The organism is Mitsuaria sp. RG (assembly GCF_028369275.1).
In the GTDB taxonomy this organism is placed as follows: Bacteria; Pseudomonadota; Gammaproteobacteria; order Pseudomonadales; family Pseudomonadaceae; genus Aquipseudomonas; species Aquipseudomonas peradeniyensis.
Genome location: NZ_JAQMYQ010000020.1, coordinates 56762 through 77491, shown reverse-complemented (window position 1 = coordinate 77491; position 20730 = coordinate 56762). Strand labels below are relative to the sequence as shown.

At 63.3% G+C, this 20730-nt stretch carries 20 protein-coding genes; 7 read left to right on the top strand and 13 right to left on the bottom strand.

What is annotated here, in order from left to right; all coding sequences use genetic code 11:
* Positions 1 to 190: 190 nt before the first annotated feature.
* Positions 191 to 1743, top strand: a protein-coding gene (locus POF53_RS13400) for an IS3 family transposase (RefSeq protein ID WP_498968060.1) whose coding sequence is annotated in 2 segments (ribosomal slippage) — positions 191 to 653 and positions 653 to 1743 — 1554 coding nt in all. Because the reading frame shifts where the segments join, the coding sequence is not laid out codon by codon here.
* 611 nt (positions 1744 to 2354) lie between these two features.
* Here the strand turns inward: POF53_RS13400 and POF53_RS13395 are convergent.
* The 5 genes from POF53_RS13395 to colR all read right to left on the bottom strand — a co-directional run bounded on the left by POF53_RS13395 (position 2355) and on the right by colR (position 6079).
* Positions 2355 to 2585 carry a hypothetical protein gene (locus POF53_RS13395; RefSeq protein WP_028689699.1) on the bottom strand — a complete coding sequence of 77 codons (231 nt, stop codon included), beginning with the start codon at positions 2583 to 2585 and terminating at the stop codon, positions 2355 to 2357.
* On the bottom strand, positions 2582 to 3283 hold the full coding sequence (locus tag POF53_RS13390) for a lipopolysaccharide kinase InaA family protein (protein WP_203647888.1): 702 nt from the start codon (positions 3281 to 3283) through the stop codon (positions 2582 to 2584). The genes POF53_RS13395 and POF53_RS13390 overlap by 4 nt, the downstream gene beginning before the upstream one ends.
* A gap of 6 nt (positions 3284 to 3289) precedes the next feature.
* Entirely contained in the window at positions 3290 to 3970 is a 681-nt protein-coding gene (locus POF53_RS13385) for a class I SAM-dependent methyltransferase (RefSeq protein WP_050703871.1), read from the bottom strand.
* Between the two features lie 107 nt (positions 3971 to 4077).
* On the bottom strand, positions 4078 to 5406 hold the full coding sequence (locus POF53_RS13380) for a sensor histidine kinase (RefSeq protein WP_232854657.1): 1329 nt from the start codon (positions 5404 to 5406) through the stop codon (positions 4078 to 4080).
* The gene (gene colR / locus POF53_RS13375; protein ID WP_028689695.1) at positions 5396 to 6079 is read right to left on the bottom strand and encodes a two-component system response regulator ColR; all 684 of its coding nucleotides are present in this window, start codon (positions 6077 to 6079) and stop codon (positions 5396 to 5398) included. The genes POF53_RS13380 and colR overlap by 11 nt, the downstream gene beginning before the upstream one ends.
* Positions 6080 to 6258: 179 nt before the next feature.
* On the opposite strand from colR, the gene POF53_RS13370 reads away from it, so the two are divergent.
* The gene (locus tag POF53_RS13370) at positions 6259 to 6993 is read left to right on the top strand and encodes a phosphatase PAP2 family protein (protein ID WP_498968057.1); all 735 of its coding nucleotides are present in this window, start codon (positions 6259 to 6261) and stop codon (positions 6991 to 6993) included.
* Between the two features lie 131 nt (positions 6994 to 7124).
* Here the strand turns inward: POF53_RS13370 and groL are convergent, their stop codons facing one another.
* From groL to POF53_RS13345, 5 genes are all read right to left on the bottom strand, one after another.
* A complete protein-coding gene (groL, locus tag POF53_RS13365) occupies positions 7125 to 8777 on the bottom strand; it encodes a chaperonin GroEL (RefSeq protein WP_203647890.1) in 1653 nt (550 codons plus the stop codon).
* 50 nt (positions 8778 to 8827) lie between these two features.
* Positions 8828 to 9121 carry a co-chaperone GroES gene (locus tag POF53_RS13360; protein WP_028689692.1) on the bottom strand — a complete coding sequence of 98 codons (294 nt, stop codon included), beginning with the start codon at positions 9119 to 9121 and terminating at the stop codon, positions 8828 to 8830.
* 302 nt (positions 9122 to 9423) lie between these two features.
* On the bottom strand, positions 9424 to 9885 hold the full coding sequence (locus tag POF53_RS13355; RefSeq protein WP_254464489.1) for an FxsA family protein: 462 nt from the start codon (positions 9883 to 9885) through the stop codon (positions 9424 to 9426).
* Positions 9886 to 9951: 66 nt separating this feature from the next.
* Positions 9952 to 10677, bottom strand: a complete 726-nt coding sequence (locus POF53_RS13350; RefSeq protein ID WP_232854660.1) for a HugZ family pyridoxamine 5'-phosphate oxidase — start codon at positions 10675 to 10677, stop codon at positions 9952 to 9954.
* Positions 10678 to 10924: 247 nt separating this feature from the next.
* A complete protein-coding gene (locus POF53_RS13345; RefSeq protein WP_498968053.1) occupies positions 10925 to 11881 on the bottom strand; it encodes a DUF481 domain-containing protein in 957 nt (318 codons plus the stop codon).
* A gap of 251 nt (positions 11882 to 12132) precedes the next feature.
* Here POF53_RS13345 and POF53_RS13340 point away from each other — a divergent pair, with 251 nt between their 5' ends.
* Positions 12133 to 12438, top strand: coding sequence for an MGMT family protein (locus POF53_RS13340; protein ID WP_050703864.1), 306 nt, complete (start codon positions 12133 to 12135; stop codon positions 12436 to 12438).
* 44 nt (positions 12439 to 12482) lie between these two features.
* A complete protein-coding gene (locus POF53_RS13335) occupies positions 12483 to 14030 on the top strand; it encodes an AmpG family muropeptide MFS transporter (protein ID WP_203647893.1) in 1548 nt (515 codons plus the stop codon).
* Positions 14031 to 14160: 130 nt separating this feature from the next.
* Here POF53_RS13335 and POF53_RS13330 read toward each other — a convergent pair whose 3' ends face one another.
* The 3 genes from POF53_RS13330 to POF53_RS13320 form a co-directional block, all read right to left on the bottom strand.
* Complete coding sequence (locus tag POF53_RS13330) at positions 14161 to 15405, bottom strand: MFS transporter (protein ID WP_232854662.1); 1245 nt, start codon at positions 15403 to 15405, stop codon at positions 14161 to 14163.
* A 170-nt stretch (positions 15406 to 15575) separates the two neighbouring features.
* Positions 15576 to 16415, bottom strand: coding sequence for a mechanosensitive ion channel family protein (locus POF53_RS13325; RefSeq protein ID WP_203647895.1), 840 nt, complete (start codon positions 16413 to 16415; stop codon positions 15576 to 15578).
* 112 nt (positions 16416 to 16527) lie between these two features.
* Positions 16528 to 17013 carry a YajQ family cyclic di-GMP-binding protein gene (locus POF53_RS13320; RefSeq protein ID WP_203647896.1) on the bottom strand — a complete coding sequence of 162 codons (486 nt, stop codon included), beginning with the start codon at positions 17011 to 17013 and terminating at the stop codon, positions 16528 to 16530.
* A 100-nt stretch (positions 17014 to 17113) separates the two neighbouring features.
* Here POF53_RS13320 and POF53_RS13315 point away from each other — a divergent pair, with 100 nt between their 5' ends.
* Genes POF53_RS13315 through POF53_RS13305 form a run of 3 tightly spaced genes read left to right on the top strand, consistent with a single transcriptional unit; the run spans position 17114 to position 20660 of the window.
* Positions 17114 to 18031: a putative 2-dehydropantoate 2-reductase gene (locus POF53_RS13315; RefSeq protein WP_203647897.1), complete on the top strand. Its 918-nt coding sequence runs from the start codon at positions 17114 to 17116 to the stop codon at positions 18029 to 18031.
* Positions 18032 to 18067: 36 nt separating this feature from the next.
* Positions 18068 to 20095, top strand: a complete 2028-nt coding sequence (locus POF53_RS13310) for a sensor histidine kinase (RefSeq protein ID WP_232854663.1) — start codon at positions 18068 to 18070, stop codon at positions 20093 to 20095.
* A 1-nt stretch (position 20096) separates the two neighbouring features.
* Positions 20097 to 20660: a cob(I)yrinic acid a,c-diamide adenosyltransferase gene (locus POF53_RS13305; RefSeq protein ID WP_254464491.1), complete on the top strand. Its 564-nt coding sequence runs from the start codon at positions 20097 to 20099 to the stop codon at positions 20658 to 20660.
* Positions 20661 to 20730: the final 70 nt, after the last annotated feature.

The following is a 20730-nucleotide window of genomic DNA, read 5'->3' as shown; positions in this document are numbered from 1 at the left end:
GCGCTTGACGGCCATCCATGGCCGTCACCTCCCTCCGCAAGAACTCCGCTCGGCCTCCTGAAGTCGCAATTGGCGGCGCCTGAACTACCGCGCGCTTAGAAGCAAGAGCAAGAGCACCCCCGGTGTCAGGATAGTTGTCGCGTCTCCGAACAGACCTGAAACCAGCTCCGGGGGCGGAAAGAGAGCCGATGTGCCGTACTATTCACCCGAACGCAAAGCCGAACTACTAAAGATGCTGCTCCCTCCACATAACCTGACAATGGCCGAGGTTGCGAGGCGCGAGGGAGTGACTGAAATGACACTACGTACCTGGCGTAAACGAGCCAGTCCTGAAGGAGGTGTGGTGACCGATCCCAACCACCCGACCGAAAGCTGGTCGGCAGAAATGAAGTTCGCAGCTGTCATCGAATGTGCCAGCCTGTCTGAAATTGAGCTGGGCGAGTACTGTCGGCGCAAGGGTTTGTACCCCGAACAGATCATGGCGTGGCGACAAGCGTTCCTGAGCGGAATGGTGGCCGAAAAGCTTCAACCGAAGGCTGATCGGGAACAGGGTCGCCAGGATAAGCAACGTATTCAACAGCTGGAGCGCGAACTGCGCCGTAAAGAAAAGGCGCTGGCTGAAGCAGCGGCGCTGCTGGTCCTTCGAAAAAAGCTCAACGACTACTGGGGAGTCGACGACGAGGACAATTGACCGCTCTGCCGGAACGGCAACTGTTGGTCGACTGGCTAAACGAAGCGATCAGTGCTGGAGCACGAAAGCGGATGGCATGCCAGGAAGTCGGCCTGACACTCAGGACACTACAGCGCTGGACTCAGACCGAGGAGGTTCGAGCTGACGCTCGAACCACAACGACTCGGACAACGCCTGCGAATGCCCTGAGCGAGCAGGAGCGCCAGGCAATTCTTGATCTATGCAACAGTGCTGAATACGCGCATTTGCCACCGAGCCAAATTGTCCCGCGCTTGGCGGACAAACAGTGCTATCTAGCCTCGGAGTCAACCTTTTACCGGGTGCTGCGCGCGGCCGGACAGCGACAGCATCGGGGCCGGAGCCAGCAGCCTGGACGCCAAGCTGCTCCAACCACCCATGCGGCACATGCACCTAATCGGGTCTGGTCGTGGGACATTACGTATCTACCTACAGCGGTACGCGGGAAGTATTACTACCTGTACCTGATCGAGGACATCTACAGCCGGAAATGTGTCGGCTGGGAAGTGCACGAGGATGAAGACGGAGCGAAGGCCGCGACCTTGCTACAGCGAAGCGTGATCAGCGAGCAATGCTTGCGTGAGCCGTTGGTATTGCACTCTGACAATGGAACTCCAATGAAATCATCAACCTTGCTCAGCAAGATGCATGAGTTGGGTATCACCCCTTCCAGGGGCAGACCAAGAGTGAGTAACGACAACCCATACTCGGAGGCTTTATTCAGAACACTGAAGTACTGCCCGCAATGGCCAACCAAAGGTTTCAGTAGCCTGGAGGCAGCCAGGCGCTGGGTAAGAGACTTCATCAGCTGGTACAACCAGGAACACCGACATAGCCGCATTCGTTTCGTTACGCCAGCAGAACGACACCGAGGCGTGGACAAACAGATCCTTGCCCGACGTCATGAGCTGTACCTACGGGCCAGAGAAAGAAATCCTGCGCGTTGGTCAGGCCAGACACGCAACTGGCAGCCTGTGGGGACCGTACTGCTGAACCCTGATCGAGAGCAACAATACGATAAGCAAGCAGCGTGATTTAGAGGTCAGACGCGACAACCACCTTGAAAAACGCCGAGCAAGAGCAAGAGCAAGAGCAAGAGCAAGAAATGCGAATTTAGTTGTTTGACAGTTAGTTATGCATTGACTGTTCCATCCCTTTCGCGGGGCAAGCCCGCTCCTACAGGGTTATATATAACGGCGACTATTGCGTGGGAGCGGGCTTGCCCCGCGATGCGATCGAGAGATTAATTAAGTTTAAACTAGCGACAGCTGCGCCAGTTCAGGCGCCGCTCGTAACTTCGCGACTTCAGGAGGCCGAACGTAGGACTTGCGGAGGGAGGTGACGGGCATGGATGCCCGTCAAGCGCTGGGGCCTAGGATGGGCCCTGCAGCGCGGTCCTCCCGGGAGCAAGACCGGAGTGAGGGAACCCGGAGCGAAGCGTAGGGCCGGATGAATGGAGCGAGGATTTTTTGGTGACTTTTTGATCCTTCAAAAAGTTACCCGCCGTAAGGGCGGAAAGGTGAATAAGCGTCGACATCGCAAATGAATGCGCATAAAGCTTCAAAAACAAACACCAACCAACCAACTAATAAACAAACGCCAGAGATCCATAAACACCCCCCCGGCGCAAAACACAAAACCCACGTCAACCAAACGGCCGTAACCCCTGCCTCATCCCAAACAAGAACAACAGAAGATCATGATCCGGCTCAGCCCGCCCCTGCTCCACCTTGGCCACCCGTGGCAACGGACACACCCCACCGACCTCAGCCTTGCTGAACACCGTAGGCCGCGGCTGTTCCCAGGCCGCCGCCGCCGCCGTGGTCACCGCCAACGCCGCGACCAGGAACAAAGCTCGAGCGATTTCTAGTTTCATTGCTCTAAACCTTTGACCGCGCTGCCAAACGCCATTTGGTAAAAATAGAGCAAGGTCTGCCATTCCGCCTCGTTGAACGACGAGTGGCGGCGCAACTGCCGCAGGTCGTTATAGGCCGCCCGCTGGCAACTGATCCGCCGCCGGCACTTCTCCAGGTCCAGCAACGCCACTTCCACCCGCGCCTGTTCACCCTCGCCCAGCACCTTGACGAACACATGCTTGCCGTACAGGCAGCCATGCTGCCAATGCCCCAGGTGCATGCGCGCCAGGTTGTCGGCCAGATCCTTGAGCATGCGCTCGTGCACCGCCTGCGGGTAATGCTCGCGGGCCCCGGCGGCATGCCAGGCATCGAGGTCGACGAAACCATCGAGCGCCTCGCTGACCAGCAAGGCCCGCCACTGATGATCCGCGTCCCGCTCGGCCCCGGCATAGACAATCCGCGGTACCCGCACACCCAGTTGCTCGAAACTGTTCAGCGCATCGAGTTCGCGCAACACCGTGGGGCGCCCGAACGGATGCAGCAGGCTGCGGTAGATGTGCCCGACCTGGCGTTTGGCATACAGCAGATGCCCATCACCGTCGCTCAGGCGCTGCACGCCACTCTCGCCACCACGCCGCTGGTTGGGCTCCTCGACCCACTCCCCCTGCTGCTGCCAGTAGTAGTCGAACTGCCTGGACTGATTCTGGGCTACCGCCATCACTCATTACCCCTTGCGCAATACGTACACTCGCCACATGGCATAGAACGGCAGAAAGTCGAGTCGTTCCTGGATTCTGAATCCCGCTGACACAAATTCTTCTTCAACTGTAGCCGCCGGTAACACGAAGCGGTTCTGGTAGCTGTCCTGCGCGGCCCGGGCACTGCGCCTGGCTTCGAGCTTGCGGCGGCGCCAGGCCTTGAAATTGCCATCCACCCACAGTGAAAGGATCACGCTGTCGCGGCTAACTCGTTGAAACTCAGAAAGAATTGTCTTCCGATGGGCCGGATCACCGATATGGTGGAACAGGCGCATGCAAAAGATGCTGTCGACCGCGTTGTCCGGCAGGTCGATGGCGAACGCGGAAGTCTGCAAGGGGCGTACCCGTGCAACCACCTCTGGCGGTTGTGACGCACAGGCTGTCTCGATCATCGCCGCCGAATTGTCGGCACCGATGATCACGCGGTTGGCCTTTTCCGCCAGCAGCGGCCAGAACCGCCCGGCACCGCAGGGCAGGTCGAGCACCAGGCCAGGCTCACCGGCCAGCGCCAGGGCGCGGCGGGCCAGTTGCTCGTCACGCTGGTGGGAAAGGCGTCGAGCCAGGCCATCCTGATGCTTGAGGAAGTATTCCCGGGCGTGGTTGCGGTCGTACTTGTCCGAGAATTCGAGTTTGATGGGGCTACGCATTGGACATCTCCTGACTCCAGTGCGCTCACCTTAGGCAGGCAAGCGTTGGAATCAGGTCATGTCCGTGTGAAAAATCTGTCAGCGACCAATGCAGGTGTTACTGGACGTTAATCAGGATCCAATAGCCCATCCCGGCCTTCACCATCCTGCACCACTTTCGTGCCTTGGCTCAGGTCGACCTGGAAGCGGCAGCCATGGGGAAGCGTCGCGGTCAGGGTTACGCGCCAGCCCTGGTCGTCACAGATGCGTTGCACCAGCGACAAGCCCAGGCCCAGGCCCTCGCCACGGCGCTCGTCGCCACGCACGAACGGCCGGAACATCGCCTCGCGCTGCTCCTCCGGAATCCCCACGCCACTGTCCTCGACACTGAAGCCATTGGCCTCCAGGCTAAGGCGAATGTAACCGCTGTCGGTGTAGTGCGCCGCATTGCGCAGCAGGTTACCCATCACCGACTGCAGGAACGTGGCGTTGTACAGCACCGGGCTGGCACTGATCCGACCATCGTAGTAAAGCGCCAGCCCCTTCTGCTCGATGGTGTCGCGCCATACGCCGATCAGATCGTCGCCCACCTCGCGCAAGCTTGCCCGTGAAGCGACGGCACCTTCATCGCGCTGGGCACGGGCCAGCATCAGGAAGGTCTTCACCAGTTCGCGCATTTCCTCGGTTGCCCGGGCAATACGTTCGACCTGGCTGCGCGCCCGCCCATCGAGGCCGGGGTTTTCCATCAACAGCTCGCACGAGGTCGCCAGGACCATCAACGGTGTGCGCAGCTCATGGCTGACGTCACTGGTGAACAGCCGCTCGCGGGTCAGGGCATCGCGCAGGCGCCCCAGGGTATCGTCGAAGGCAACGGCCAGCTGGCCGACCTCGTCCGCCGCGTAGTCCGGCGCCAACGGCGGCGCCAGCCCCAGCAACTGGTCACGGTGACGCACCTGGCGCGCCAGGCGGATCACCGGCGCCATCACCCTTCGTGCCAGCAACCAGCCGAGGATCACCGCCAGGGCCAGGCTGAGCACGAAGCCGACCACCACCACGGCGAACAGTACCCGTTCACGCTCCTCGAAATCGCTCTGGTCCTGCAACAGCACATAGCGCCGACCGTCGACGATCTCGACCATGGCATGGTACGAGAGCTGGTCGCGAAACACCTCGTGGAAACCCGCCTCCAGGTGACGCAGGTCCTTGGGCAACTCGAAGTCATCGCGCCCGCCGCTGAAATAGAACAGCTGGTCGGGGCGTGGCCGGTGGCTCCAGTCACTGACGCTGTCCATGCGCAGCAGGCGCTGCAGGTCGCCACCGAGCACCGACGAGATCAAGCGTTCCTCGACCAGGTGTACCGTGGCGACGATGCCGAAGGCGAAGGCCCCGGCCACCAGCGCGCTCATCAGCGCGAAGGCGATGATGATGCGCTGGGCAAGGCTCTGCTTAAACTCCATCGCGGCCCTCGGCGAGGCGATAGCCGACGCCATGGACGGTATGCAGCAGGGGCTTGTCGAACGGTTTGTCGATCACCTGGCGCAACTGGTGGACGTGACTGCGCAGGCTGTCGCTGTCCGGGCAGTCGTCGCCCCACAGGGCTTCCTCCAGCACTTCCCGACGCAACACATGGGGGCTCTTCTGCATCAGCACGGCCAGCAGCTTCAAGCCGACCGGGTTGAGCTTGAGCAGGCGCCCCTGGCGGGTCACCTCCAGGGTATCGAGGTCATAGCTCAGGTCGGCGACCTGCAGGGTACGCCGGCCACCGCCCTGGGCGCGACGCAGCACCGCCTCGATACGCGCCGCCAGCTCGGACAGCGCGAACGGCTTGAGCAGGTAGTCGTCCGCACCCGAGCGGAAGCCTTGCAGACGGTCGTCCAGCTGGTCGCGGGCGGTGAGCATGATCACCGGCGTGTCACGACGAGCATCCTCGCGCAGGCGCTTGCACAGCGTGTAGCCATCGATGCCGGGCAACATGATGTCGAGCACGATCAGGTCGTAGTGTTCGGTCGCGGCCAGATGCAGGCCGGACAGGCCATCCTGGGCACAGTCGACGGTGTAGCCCTTCATGCCGAGGTAGTCGGCCAGGTTGGCCAGAATATCGCGGTTGTCTTCAACCAAAAGAATGCGCATCGAGGTCTCCTGTGCGGCGCTTCGCCGGGCGCGGCAGGCGCAGCTTACGGCCAATGCCTGCATGGTGCCATGCCCTGGCTCGAAATCTCCGAACTTGACAGTTTTTTCACCGATCATTCACGCACACAGGATAGCGGGCACCTGACAATGCACGGTCTTTTCCATCCTCTGGAGTCACCATGCAGGCATCCGTGCGCCCTCGCCCGATCAACCCGTGGCTGTACCTGGGCATTCCTTTCGTCACCGCCGTGGCCTTGGTCCTGCTTGAATGGACATCGCTGGACATGGACGTGGCCAACCTGTTCTACGACCCGGTTGCCAGTCAGTTCATCGGTCGCCACAGCTACCTGCTGGAGACCATTCTGCATGACCGGGTCAAGCAGGGCGTGATCGTCTTCGGGCTGCTGGCCGTGGTCGGCTTCGCCTTGAGCTTCTTCTGGAAACGACTGGTAGGCTGGCGCCGCGAGCTGGGTTGCCTGGTGTTGGCGCTGGGGCTGTCGACCGCCTTCGTCACGCCGCTGAAGAAGGTGACCCAGGTGCAATGCCCGTGGAGCCTGACCCAGTTCGGCGGCAAGGAGACCTACAGCAAGCTGCTGGAGCCACGCCCGGCCACCGACAAGCCCGGACTGTGCTGGCCGGGTGGACACGCCGCGACCGGGTTCTGTCTGTTCGGCCTGTTCTTCATGCTGCGCGACCGGCGTCCGCGCCTGGCGCGGGTGGCGCTGGCGGTAGCCTTCGTGGCCGGCTCGGTGCTGTCAGTCGGACGGATGATGCAGGGCGCGCATTTCCTGTCGCACAACGTGTGGACGGCGGTGTTCTGCTGGTTGATCGGGCTGGGGTCGTATTACCTGGTGTTGTATCGCCGGGGCCGCTTTGCGGCCCTTTCGCGGCACAAGGCCGCTCCTACAGGATAATGCGATTTCCTGTAGGAGCGGCCTTGTGCCGCGAAAGGGCTGCAAAGCAGCCCCACTGCACCTCGAGGTAAATGAAAAAGCCCCGGCTCTCGCGAACCGGGGCTTTCCTTGGTGCAGGGGGTGAGGCTGGCTTACATCATGCCGCCCATGCCACCCATGCCACCCATACCGCCCATGTCTGGCATGCCGCCACCAGCAGAGGCTTCTACAGGAGCGTCAGCGATCATAGCTTCGGTGGTGATCATCAGGCCACCGATCGAAGCGGCAGCTTGCAGCGCCGAACGGGTAACCTTGGCCGGGTCCAGGATGCCCATTTCGATCATGTCGCCGTACTCGCCGGTGGCGGCGTTGTAACCGAAGTTGCCCGAACCTTGCTTGACCTTGTCAGCGACAACGCTTGGCTCGTCGCCGGCGTTGGCAGTGATCTGGCGCAGTGGCGCTTCAACAGCACGGCGCAGCAGGGCGATACCGACGTTCTGCTCTTCGTTGTCGCCTTTGAGGTCCTTGATGGCTTCCAGGGCGCGCACCAGGGCAACGCCACCGCCAGGCACCACGCCTTCTTCGACGGCTGCACGGGTAGCGTGCAGGGCGTCTTCGACGCGGGCTTTCTTCTCTTTCATCTCGACTTCGGTGCCGGCACCGACCTTGATCACGGCAACACCGCCAGCCAGCTTGGCCAGACGCTCTTGCAGCTTCTCACGGTCGTAGTCCGAAGTGGTGTCGGCAACCTGGGCGCGGATCTGGGTGACGCGAGCCTGGATGTCGGACTCTTGGCCAGCACCGTCGATGATGGTGGTGTTTTCCTTGGACAGGATCACGCGCTTGGCGTTACCCAGGTGCTCCAGGGTGGCGGTTTCCAGGGACAGGCCGATCTCTTCGGAGATCACGGTAGCGCCGGTCAGGACGGCGATGTCCTGCAGCATGGCCTTGCGGCGGTCGCCGAAGCCCGGGGCCTTGACCGCGGCAACCTTGACGATGCCGCGCATGTTGTTGACCACCAGGGTGGCCAGGGCCTCGCCTTCGACGTCCTCGGCAACGATCAGCAGCGGACGGCCGGCCTTGGCAACGGCTTCCAGTACTGGCAGCAGCTCACGGATGTTGGAGATCTTCTTGTCGACCAGCAGCAGCAGCGCGCCTTCAAGCTCCGCAACCATGGTGTCCGGCTTGTTGACGAAGTACGGCGACAGGTAGCCACGGTCAAACTGCATGCCTTCTACGACGGACAGTTCGTTTTCCAGGCCCGAGCCTTCTTCAACGGTGATCACGCCTTCTTTACCGACTTTTTCCATGGCTTCGGCGATGATTTCACCGATGGAGTTGTCGGAGTTGGCGGAGATGGTGCCGACCTGGGCGATGGCCTTGGAGTCGGCGCATGGCTTGGACAGGTTTTTCAGTTCGGCAACAACGGCAGCAGTGGCCTTGTCGATACCGCGCTTGAGGTCCATCGGGTTCATGCCGGCAGCGACGGCTTTCAGGCCTTCGTTGACGATGGCCTGGGCCAGGACGGTAGCGGTGGTGGTGCCGTCACCGGCAGCGTCGTTGGCCTTGGAAGCGACTTCCTTGACCAGCTGGGCGCCCATGTTCTCGAAAGCGTCCTTGAGCTCGATCTCTTTGGCGACGGAAACGCCGTCCTTGGTGATGGTCGGCGCGCCGAAGCTCTTGGCCAGGACCACGTTACGGCCTTTCGGGCCCAGGGTCGCTTTTACCGCGTCAGCCAGAACGTTGACACCAACCAGCATTTTCTTACGGGCGGAATCGCCGAATTTTACGTCTTTAGCAGCCATGATCGTTTAATCCTTGGAATTCTTTGGAATAACGGGAAGTCGGGGAGAAATCAGGCTTCGATAACGGCCAGGATTTCGTTCTCGGCCATGACCAGCAGGTCTTCGCCATCGACTTTCACGGTGTTGCTGCCCGAGTAAGGGCCGAAAACCACTTTGTCACCCACTTTCACGGCCAGCGCGCGTACTTCGCCGTTGTCCAGGATACGACCGGTGCCGACGGCAACGACTTCGCCGCGGTTTGGTTTTTCAGCGGCCGAACCCGGCAGGACGATACCGCCAGCGGTTTTCGATTCTTCTTCGCTGCGACGGATGACGACGCGGTCATGCAGAGGACGAAGCTTCATTGTCGATCTCTCCCAAATTGTGGTTTTCATCGGCCGGTGTCGACACCGGCGGGTTGATTCGATCCGGCGTTGCCGGTCAGGGCTCGCCTTCAGCGAACCCTGTGTGTCATGCCCGGTGAACTCACCGGAAACCTTGCGGTGACCACTACATGCGGCCAGTGAAATCAATTACAAGGCTTTGCATGGAAATTTTTTTGAATGCGTCGTCGTGGGAGCGGGCTTGCCCCGCGACGGGGTAGGCAGATGCGAGCGCCTATCGCGGGGCAAGCCCGCTCCCACGCCTTCCAAGCCCTTTTCGGGGGTTACTTGTCGCGGCGTTCGTACTCGCCCTCGATCACGTTCGGACGATGGCCACCATCGCGGGGCTGGGCCTGGAATGGGTCATCCTGGAACGCCCGCTGGCGCAGGGTCTGCTCCTCAGCACGGCGACGCAGCTTGCCGGCCACCAGGCGGCGGGTAAACGGCAGCAGGCAGAGCAGGCCCAGCACATCGCTGATGAAGCCTGGCAACAGCAGCAGGCCACCACCGACGGCGAGCATCAAGCCCTGGAACATGTCCTCAGCTGGCAGCTCGCCGCGCTGCAGGCTCGCCCGGGCACGCAGGGCGGTGGCCAGGCCGGCCACACGCATCACCAGCACACCCAGGGCGGAACCGGCGATGATCAACAGCAGCGCCGGAAAGAAACCGATGGCCGCGCTGACCTTGACGAAGACGAACAGCTCCAGCACGGGGAAAAGCAACAACAGCAGTAGAAAAGCACGCATCAAGGGTTCCTCGACGGAAGAGAGTCTTCCTGTAAGACCATCAGATGGATGCCTCGATGCCTGTTTTCAACCCTCGACCTGCGTCGAATCCGGCCATTTGTCAGCGCGCGCCAGCAAAACCAGGGCCTCACGGACTTGTGTCGGCGTATTGCAACTAGACGGGAAAGGCAGCCAGTAAATGCCCTGGCCAATACGCAGGTGCATGCCCTCGCTGTCGATGCCGACCATGTGCGCCGAGCGCGGCAACCCCGCCAGTTTTACGTAGTGATCAATGGCATTGGCATGGTCATCGTTCATGTGCTCGATCATGCTTTTTTCGGCCTCGCCCGCAAACGGGTTGGCCAGGGTCACCTGGTCGAGCCAGTGGATCGCACCGAAACCGCCGATGTAGCGGTGGCGTACCGGCTCGAGCACCCAGAAATCGAAGTCGTGAGCCTTGTGGTAATTGGCCGATTCAGGGAAGTACCGGTAGTAGCGGGCCGCGGCAGCCTCGATGGCCGCGTCGTCGCTCAGCTTGCGCGCCTCGGCCATCACCGTCAGGCGCCCGACTGCCTGGACGTCCTCGGCATCGCGCTCGCCCACCAGCAGCGAACATTTGGGGTCTTTCTGCAGGTTGTGGGTGTGCTGGGCGATACGGCTGATGAGGATCAGCGGATGGCCCTCGGCGTCCAGGCAATAAGGCACCACCGAGCCGAAGGGATAGCCGGGCATGGACTTGGAGTGGGTCGAGAGAACGCCACGATATTCCTTGAGCAGCAGTTCCCGGGCGGGGCGGAGGGCGTTGGTACTCACTGGAGAGTCTCCTGGCGACAGACTGGATGGGTGACAAGATAAGCATTATCACCCGCCGCTGCCACTGGGTCCGCTGCCGTGTAGATCTACGCATACCCCTGTAGGAGCGGCCTTGTGCCGCGAAAGGGCTGCATAGCAGCCCCAGGATCTCAGCGATGAGGCAGACATCGCCGGGGCCGCCTTGCGGCCCTTTCGCGGCGCAAGGCCGCTCCTACAAAGAGCACGCGCAGCGCGTTACCGGATCGACTTACCAGGTAACACCAAACCCGGCGGTATAGCGGGTCTTGTCCAGGTCGCTGTCGCGGGTGCCCTTGATCAGGTCCTTCTCCGCCTTCAGGTTGAGCGAAGCCCACTCGGTCACCTTGTAACGCAGCCCCATCTCGGCATCCAGCGCGTACTCGGCCACACCGCCCAGCGGCTTGCCGACCTCGCCATTGGTGAAGAACTCCACCTTCTTGCCGATCAGGTAGCGGTTGTAGTCCCACTTCACCGCGGCGGAATAGAAGTTGTCCTTGCCGCCATCGCGGTATTCGAAATCGGTTCGGTTGATCAGCGAACCGAGCGAGAACGCGCCCAGCTCGTCATCCCAGAACTGGTAGCCTGGGCCGGTACCAACGGTACGCTGGCGCGCCAGGTCCTCGATATGGTCGCGCTTGTACTCCAGGCGCCCCTGCCAGAACCACTTCTCGGTGATGAAGCGGTCCAGGGCGTACTCGGCGCTCCAGTTGTTGGTGGTGGTGACGTCGTCCTTGGTCTCGCGGTTGTACTCGCCCTCGGCGTTGTGCCGCCAACGACCGTGGCGGGCGGTGGTCTTGAAGCTGACGTCGTAGTCGTCGGTATTGTTCTCGGCGCGCTTGTAGTCCATGGCCACATCGACATTGCCCTTCCACAGGAAGTCCTCGACCACCGGCCGTGGCTTCATGATCTGCTCGATGCTGGCCAACTCGACGGTCTTCGGCGCATCGCCGTTGGCCAGGGTCACCTTGCCCGGTTCGGCGGCCTTGAGCGACTTGGCCTTCTCGCCGGAGTAGGCGTCCTGCTTGACCAGCAGTTCCTGGTCGCTCTCCAGCGTCTTCACCTGTTTCCAGTCCAGGGCGATCGAACCGCCGTAGGGCGTCTCCAGCAGCAGCCTGCCGCCGTCGAAGACCTTGATCTTGCCGCTCAGGCGGTCACCGTTCTTCATCCACACGGTGTCGGCGAGCACGGGAGTACAGAGGGACGCGGCGATGAGGCAAAGCAGGGTTCTAGAAGACATAAGCGCAATATGGGTTCGATTCGACGAAAAAGCCGGGCATTATCCAGATACCGACAACCTGAGCAAGGACAGACCCAGAGCATGCCGATGAGTTCCACTCGCATTTGCCCGGACCGCCTGTCCGGTTTCATCCGCAGGCCAGGTACCCCGTGATGTCCATGCCACCACCCTCCCCGCCGGAAGACGCAGAGGCCCGACGAATGGCACTGTACTCGGTGCTGGGCCAAGTGCCCGCCGGCAAGGTGGTCAGCTACGGGCAGCTGGCCGAACTGGCCGGCCTCGGCCGTGCCGCACGCTGGGTCGGGCGTACCCTCGGGCAGTTGCCGGCGGACACCCGCCTGCCCTGGCACCGGGTGCTGGGTGCCGGCGGTCGGCTGAGCCTGGCCCTGGGCACGCCGTCGGGCGACGAACAACGCGCCCGTCTACGCGCAGAAGGGGTGAATGTGGCCAATAATCGTGTGGATATGGCGCGCCATGGCTGGCGTCCAATGGAGCACAGCGGTTAGAGTGCGCGCTTTGTTTTCGCAAACCTTGAGGCAGATGTTGGCCCATGCCCCGTAAAACCTGGCGCGCTGCGCTCGCTGCCTATGCCAGCCCGTCAACTTTGGTGCTTTTGCTGCTCGGATTCGCCGCCGGCCTGCCGTACATGCTGGTGTTCTCGACGCTTTCGGTCTGGCTGCGCGAGGCGGGTGTGGCGCGCGAGACCATCGGCTATGCCAGCCTGATCGGCCTGGCGTACGCCTTCAAGTGGGTCTGGTCGCCGCTGCTCGACCAATGGCGCCTGCCGCTGCTCGGCGGCATGGGCCGTCGTCGTTCGTGGCTGCTGTTGTCCCAGGTGCTGGTGGTGCTCGGGCTGATCGGCATGGGCTTCTGCGACCCGCAGAAGCACCTGTCGTGGCTGATTGCCCTGGCGGTGCTGGTGGCCTTCGCCTCCGCCACCCAGGACATTGCCGTCGACGCCTACCGCCTGGAGATCGCCGACGATCAGCGCCAGGCCGCCCTGGCCGCCAGCTACATGGCCGGATACCGGGTTGCCGCCCTGCTCGCCACCGCCGGTGCGCTGTTCTTCGCCGAGTGGTTCGGCTCCACCGGATTCAGCTACCTGCACCAGGCCTGGACCGGCACCTACGTGCTGTTCGGCGTGCTGATGCTGCCCGCGCTGTTCACCACCCTGGTGATGCGCGAACCGCCGGTGCCCCTGCGCACCCAGCTGTCGGCGGCCCGCTACGGGCTTATGCACCAGCTGGCCTCGGTGTTCGTGCTGATCATCCTGCTGGTCTCGGTGCCCGCCAGCTTCACCCAGCTGTTCAACACCGACTGGGCCAGCGTGGTGTTCGGCGACTCGACCATGCTCGACCTGCTGCTCGAGGACCGCGCCTTCCTGCGCCTGATCCTCTACGTGCTGCTGACCTGGGCGTGCCTGTCGTCCCTGGGCCGACGCGGCCTGGCACCGGTGCTCACACCGGTCAACGACTTCATCGCGCGCTACCGCTGGCAGGCCCTGCTGCTGCTCGGGCTGATCGCCACCTACCGCATGTCCGACACGGTGATGGGCGTGATGGCCAACGTGTTCTATATCGACATGGGCTTCACCAAGGACCAGATCGCCAGCGTCAGCAAGATCTTCGGCCTGATCATGACCCTGGTCGGCGCCGGTGCCGGTGGCCTGCTGATCGTGCGTTTCGGCATCCTGCCGATCCTGTTCATCGGCGGCGCGGCCTCGGCGGCGACCAACATCCTGTTCCTGATGCTGGCCGACATGGGCCCGAACCTGGAAATGCTGGTGGTGACCATTTCGCTGGACAACTTCAGCTCGGGGCTGGCCACGTCGGCCTTCGTCGCCTACCTGTCGAGCCTGACCAACCTGAAGTTCTCGGCCACCCAGTACGCCCTGCTGAGCTCGATCATGCTGTTGCTGCCGCGCCTGATCGGTGGCTATTCCGGGGTGATGGTGGAGAAGTTCGGCTACCACGACTTCTTCCTGATCACCGCGCTGCTCGGCGTGCCGACGCTGGTGCTGATCGCCCTGCACTGGCGGCAGGAGGTTGGTCGGGGAAAGCCGGTGCCGGTGAATAACTCGACCGCCGAGCAACCCTGACCTGTAGGAGCGGCCTTGTGCCGCGAAAGGGCCGCATAGCGGCCCCGGCACTCAGAGCGTCCACATGACTATTGCAGGGGGCGCGCTGCGCCCCTTTCGCGGCGCAAGGCCGCTCCTACAGGACTCGGGTTTACTGAGTGACAGCCCCTTCCCCCGAACGCCTGCCCACCACGAACCACAATGGCCACAACGCCAGTGCCCCCGCCACGCCCGCCGCCACGGCAAAGTGCATCAGGCTCGCACCCGCGCCGAGCATCGCCAACACCGCGCCGCCCAGCCCCAGCAAGGCGATGGTGATCATCCCCAGCATCGCCGATACCAGGCCCTTGCTCTGTTCGCTGGAGAACAGCGTCATGCGGTACAGCACGGCGTTGGCCACGCCCAGGCCCAGCGCGTACAGCGACATGCCGGCCACCACGCTGGGAACCGTCGGCCAATACCAGGTCGCCGCGACCATCAGCGACAGCCCCGCCAGGTATGGCCACAGGGCCCCGCGCACCAGTGCCGGCAGCGGGTAGCGATCGGCGATGCGGTTGATGATCAGGTTGCCCATGATCAGCCCGCCGAACACCGGCAGCTGCCACAGCGCGTATTCCAGGGTGCTCAGGCCTTCGTCATGGATCAGCAACACTGGCGACAGGCCGATCCAGCCAATCAGCGGCAGCCCCACCAACCCCAGCGCCGCACTGCCGGCCACGAAGCGCCGATTGCCCAGCAACTGGCCGTAGCCAGCCAGCAACGGCAGCAGGTGGATGGGCGTAAACGGCAGGCGCGAACCGTCGCGCCGCTCCACGCCAAGGGTTTCCGGCATCAGCCGGTAGAGCAGCAACCAGCACAGCACCGCGCCTGCGGCAAACGCCACGAACAGCCAGCGCCAGTCCAGCCACTGCAGCATCAGGGTACCCACCAGCGGGCCGAGCAGCGGCGACAGCAGGGCGATATTGGCCAGCAGGGCCATCATGCGCACCGCATCGGCCTCGCTGAACGCCTCATTGAGCGCCGGATAGCTGACCGTGACCACGAAGCCCAGACCGATGCCCTGCAGCAGGCGCAGCAGGTTGAACAGGCCGATGTCCTGCGCCCAGAAGGTTGCAAGGCAGGCCAGGCCGAAGAAGATGCAGCCGACCAGCAGCAAGGGGCGCCGGCCATAGCGATCCGCCAGCGGGCCGATCAGCCATTGCAGCAGCACCCCGCCCAGCAGGTAGAGGTTGAGGGCGTGGGGAATGTATTCGGGACTGGCCTGAAGATCGCCAACCACCACCGGCATGGCGGGCATGACCGCGTCGCTGGCGAGGTAGGTCAGCAGTTCGAACAGCGCCAGGGTCAGACCGAACAGCAAGGCGCGCAAGGGAGTGATATACAGCAAAGGTTTCATGGCGGACATCGGGTTTGTAGGCAGGATCAAGGTATATGCCAGAAATGACAGTACCCGGCTGTGAACAAGTGTAAGGGTCTTGAAAAGCATCGCGGGGCAAGCCCGCTCCCACAAGACCGTTGCTGGCCATGAGGGAGCGGGCTTGCCCCGCGATAGGAAGCGACGCGGCGTTACTGGACCGCCGCCTCCTGCACCACGCGGATCACCCGCTGCGGAAACGGAATGTCGATGCCTTCGGCCTTGAGACGGTCGCGGGCATGCTCGTTGAGCATGAACAGCACGTCCCAGTAGTCGGCAGTCTTGACCCAGATACGCAGCGACACGGTGATCGAGCTGTCACCCAGGGTCGAGATCACCGCCTGTGGCGCCGGATCCTGCAGCACGCGCGGATCCTGGGCCAGCTCCAGCAGCACGTTGCGCGCCTTCTGCAGGTCGGCGTCGTAGTCCACGCCCACGTCGAACACCACCTTGCGGGTCGGCTGGCGGTTGGTGTTGGTGATGATGCCGTTGGACAGGCTGCCGTTGGGCATGATCACGGTCTTGTTGTCACCGGTGCGCAGCACGGTGTGGAAGATCTGGATGCTGTCCACGGTGCCACTGACACCTTGCGCCTCGATCCAGTCACCGATGCGGAACGGACGGAACATCAGGATCAGCACGCCGCCGGCGAAGTTCGCCAGGCTCCCCTGCAGGGCCAGGCCGATGGCCAGGCCCGCGGCACCGATGGCGGCGACGAACGAAGTGGTCTCGATGCCGATCATCGAGGCCACGCTGACCATCAGCAGCACCTTCAGCACGATGTTGGCCAGGGTGCTGATGAAGCCCTGCAGCGCCGCATCGGCACGCAGGCCGACCAGCTTGCCCAGGCGGGCGCTGAGCTTGTTGATGATCCACCAGCCGATGGCCAGAGTCAGCAGCGCCAGCAACAGGCGGCTGCCGTACTCCATGATCAAGGGAAGCCAGGTTTGCGATTGGCGGACCAGCTGATCGACTTCAGCGTTCAAATCCATGTTTATCTCCTGATGCCGAACGGCAAGTACACAATGAGGCGGGCAACGCAAAGCAAGCGGCCCGGACCCCGATGGACATCACTGCGCCATCAAGGTTCCGGGCCGCCGCGGATCAGTCGCGGAAGTTGTTGAACTGCAGCGGCATGTCGAATTCCTTGGCGCGCAAGGCAGCAATGGCCTCTTGCAGATCATCACGCTTCTTGCCGGTAACACGTACCTGCTCGCCCTGAATGGCGGCCTGGACCTTGAGCTTGGCGTCCTTGATGTGAGCGACGATCTTCTTCGCCAGCTCCTTGTCGATGCCTTCGCGGAACTTGGCTTCCTGCTTCATTTCCTTGCCGGAGGCATAGGCGTCCTTGGCTTCCAGGCATTTGACGTCGATCTTGCGCTTGACCAGCGCCAAGCGCAGGATCTCGATCATCGCCTCGAGCTGGAACTCGGCCTCGGCAGTCAGCAGTACGGTCTGCTCCTTCTCCTTGAACTCGAAGCTGCCCTTGCCTTTGAGGTCGTAACGGCGGTCGAGCTCCTTGATGGCGTTTTCGACGGCGTTCTGCACTTCGTGCTTGTCCAGTTCCGATACCACGTCGAACGAAGGCATGGTTGTTCTCCATAAAAAAAAGCGCGCTCGGCCTGAAGATGGAGCGCGTCGGGTTTGATGGTTAAAATGCGGACTCATTATAACGGGTTGCGAAACGCAGATGAGCAGCACCTGGCATATTCTCGGCGCCGGCAGCCTCGGCAGCCTCTGGGCCTGTCGCCTGGCCCGCGCCGGCAAGGCGGTCCGCCTGATCCTGCGCGACCAACAGCGTCTGGCCGCCTATGAGCACGGCGGTGGGCTGACCCTGGTCGAACAGAACGGCGCCCACCACTACGCGATCCCCGCGGAGACTGCCGACGCCCGCGGCCCGATCCATCGCCTGCTGGTCGCCTGCAAGGCCTACGACGCCGCGCCCGCCGTGGCCCGTCTGGCCCCGCGGCTGGCCAACGGCGCCGAGCTGGTGCTGTTGCAGAACGGCCTGGGCAGCCAGGACGAAGTCGCCGACCAGGTGCCCCACGCCCGCTGCATCTTCGCCTCCAGCACCGAGGGCGCGTTCCGCGAGGCCGACTGGCAGGTGCGCTTCGCCGGCCACGGCTTCAACTGGCTGGGCGACCCGGCCAATCCCAACGTCCCGTCCTGGTTCACAGACCTGCACGACGCCGGCATCCCGGCCCAATGGGCGCTCGACATCCCTACCCGCCTGTGGCGCAAGCTAGCGCTCAACTGCGCGATCAATCCGCTCACCGTACTGCACGACTGCCAGAACGGCGGCCTGCTTGGCCACCTGGCCGAAGTCGACCAACTGTGCGACGAACTGGCCGACCTGCTGCGCCGCTGCGGCCAGCCCGAGGCCGCCAACGACCTGCACGAGGAAGTGCAGCGGGTGATCATCGCCACTGCGGCCAACTACTCTTCCATGTACCAGGACGTTCGCCATGGCCGGCGCACCGAGGTCCACTACCTGCTCGGCCACGCCTGCCGCGCCGCCGCACGGCATGGCGCCAGCGTGCCGCATCTGGAAAAGTTGCGCCGGCGCCTGGCGGTAAACCTCGAGGCGCGCGGTTTGCGCAGCGACTGACGCCCCTTATCCACAGGACAGGACACCTCTTCACCCATGACCTTGCGTCAACGCCTGGAAAACCTCCCGGTCGGGCAGAAACTGCTGGCGGCCCTGCTGGTGCTGCTGGTGACCATCCTGCTGGTGGCCAACCTTGCCTTCATCAGCGCCGCCTACTGGATCACCCAGGAGAGCATGGCGCCCCAGGCCCTGCAGACCATCGGCCGGCTGGTCTCCAACCCGCAGCTGTCCGCGCGCGCCGGCGACTCGACACAGAACGCCACGGCGCTGCTCAAGGAGCTCGACAGCTACTCGCCGTTGCGCGCCGCCGCAATCTATGGCGGCGACGGGCAGATGCTGGCCCAGCTGCAGCACGGCGACCCGCTGACCCTGCCCAAGCGCTACCGCAACATCGATGGCTGGCGCCTGATGGAGTTTCGCAGCACCCAGCTGATCCGCCTGCCGCGCAGCGCCGCCCCGCCCGCGCACCTGCTGCTGGTGGCCAGCAGCGAGCTGCCCACCGCGTTCTACACCGGCACGCTCTCCGCCAGCCTGGCCATCCTGGTGTTCAGCATACTGCTGTGGCTGGTCATCGCCCGGCAGATCAAGCGCCTGATCACCGTGCCGATCAATCGCCTCGAAGAGCTGACCCGCCAGGTTACTCGCGAGGAGAGCTATGCCCTGCGCGCCAAACGCGGCAACGATGACGAGATCGGCAGTCTGGCCGAGGCGTTCAACACCATGCTGTCGCGCATCGAGGCCCGCGAGCAGCAGCTCAAGCGCACCCGCGACGAGTTCCAGGACGCCTACGACCAGGCCCAGGGCCTGGCCGAGGAAACCCGTCACACCAACCGCAAGCTGGAACTTGAAGTCCAGGTGCGCAGCAAGATCGAGAAAAAACTCACGGGCTTTCAGAACTACCTGAACAGCATCATCGACTCCATGCCCTCGGCACTGATTGCCCTCGACGAGCAGCTCTACGTCACCCAGTGGAACCACGAGGCCACGGTGCTCTCCGGCACACCGCTGGACGAAGCGCTGAACCAGCCGGTGTTCCTCGCCTTCGAGCCGCTCAAGCCCTTCCTGCCGCAGCTCAAGGAGAGCGTGGAGAAACACCGGGTGGCCAAGATCGAGCGGGTCACCTGGCCCAAGGGCGAGGACCTGCGCCACTATGCCCTGACCTTCTACCCGCTGATGGGTGGCGCTGGACGTGGCGTGGTGATCCGCATCGACGACATCACCCAGCGCCTGTCCCTGGAAGAAATGATGGTGCAGTCGGAAAAGATGCTCTCGGTCGGCGGCCTGGCCGCGGGCATGGCCCACGAGATCAATAACCCGCTGGGCGCCATCCTGCACAATGTGCAGAACATTCGCCGGCGCCTGTCGCCAGACCTGCCGCGCAACCAGGAACAGGCCGACGAGCTGGGCATCGACCTGCCGGCCGTCAACCGCTATCTGGAGAGCCGCGAAGTGCCGCAACTGCTCGACGGCATCCAGCAGGCTGGCGCCCGGGCGGCCAAGATCGTCACCCACATGCTCAGCTTCAGCCGCCGCAGCAACCGCCAGTTGGCCCCCTGCGAACTGCCGGCGCTAATCGACCAGGCCGTGGAAATTGCCGGCAACGACTTCGACCTGGCCATCGGCTTCGACTTCAAGGGCCAGGCCATCGTCCGCCAGTTCGACCCGCAACTGGGCCCGGTGCCCTGCACCGCCAACGAGCTGGAACAAGTGCTGCTCAACCTGCTGAAGAACGCCGCCCAGGCCATTCACCAACGCCCGCAGCCCAGCGAACCGGGGCGCATCACCCTGCGCACCCGCCTCAATCCGCCGTGGGCGGAAATCCAGGTCGAGGACAATGGCGTCGGCATGCCCGAGACGGTGCGCAAGCGCACCTTCGAGCCGTTCTTCACCACCAAGGAGATCGGCCAGGGTACCGGCCTGGGTCTGTCGGTGTCGTACTTCATCATCACCAACAACCACAAGGGGCAGATGGAGGTGCAGTCCACCCCCGGCCAGGGCACCTGCTTCACCCTGCGCCTGCCCCTGAGCCCGGCCCAGCCGAGCACTACTCAGACGGAGACATGACATGGGCTATCGCCTGTCGAAGATCTACACCCGCACCGGCGACAAAGGCGAAACCGGCCTGGGCGACGGGCGCCGAGTGCCCAAGGACCATCCGCGGATCGAGGCGATCGGCGAGGTGGACAGCCTCAACAGCCAGTTGGGCGTGCTGCTGGCCGGGCTGGCCGAGGCCGGGCTTGGCGAGCTGATCGAGGTACTGGTGCCTTGTCAGCACCGCTTGTTCGACCTTGGCGGGGAGCTGGCGATGCCCAGCTACCAGGCGTTGAACACTGCCGAGGTGGAGCGCCTGGAGGCGGCCATCGACCGCTGGAACGAAGAGTTGGGGCCGCTGAAGAACTTCATCCTGCCCGGGGGCTCGATGCTGGTGGCCCAGGCCCATGTCTGCCGCAGCGCGGCGCGGGCGGCGGAACGGCGTTGCCAGCAGCTGAATGCGCTGGAGCCGCTGGAGGGGGTGGGGCTGGCCTATATCAACCGGGTGTCGGACCTGCTGTTCGTCGCGGCCCGGATCATTGGGCGGCGCCAGGGAGTGAATGAAGTGCTGTGGCAAGCGGCCGAGAAGCCCGCCTGAACGCATCGCGGGGCAAGCCCGCTCCCACGCCAGATTGTGGACTGGCGTGGGAGCGGGCTTGCCCCGCGAT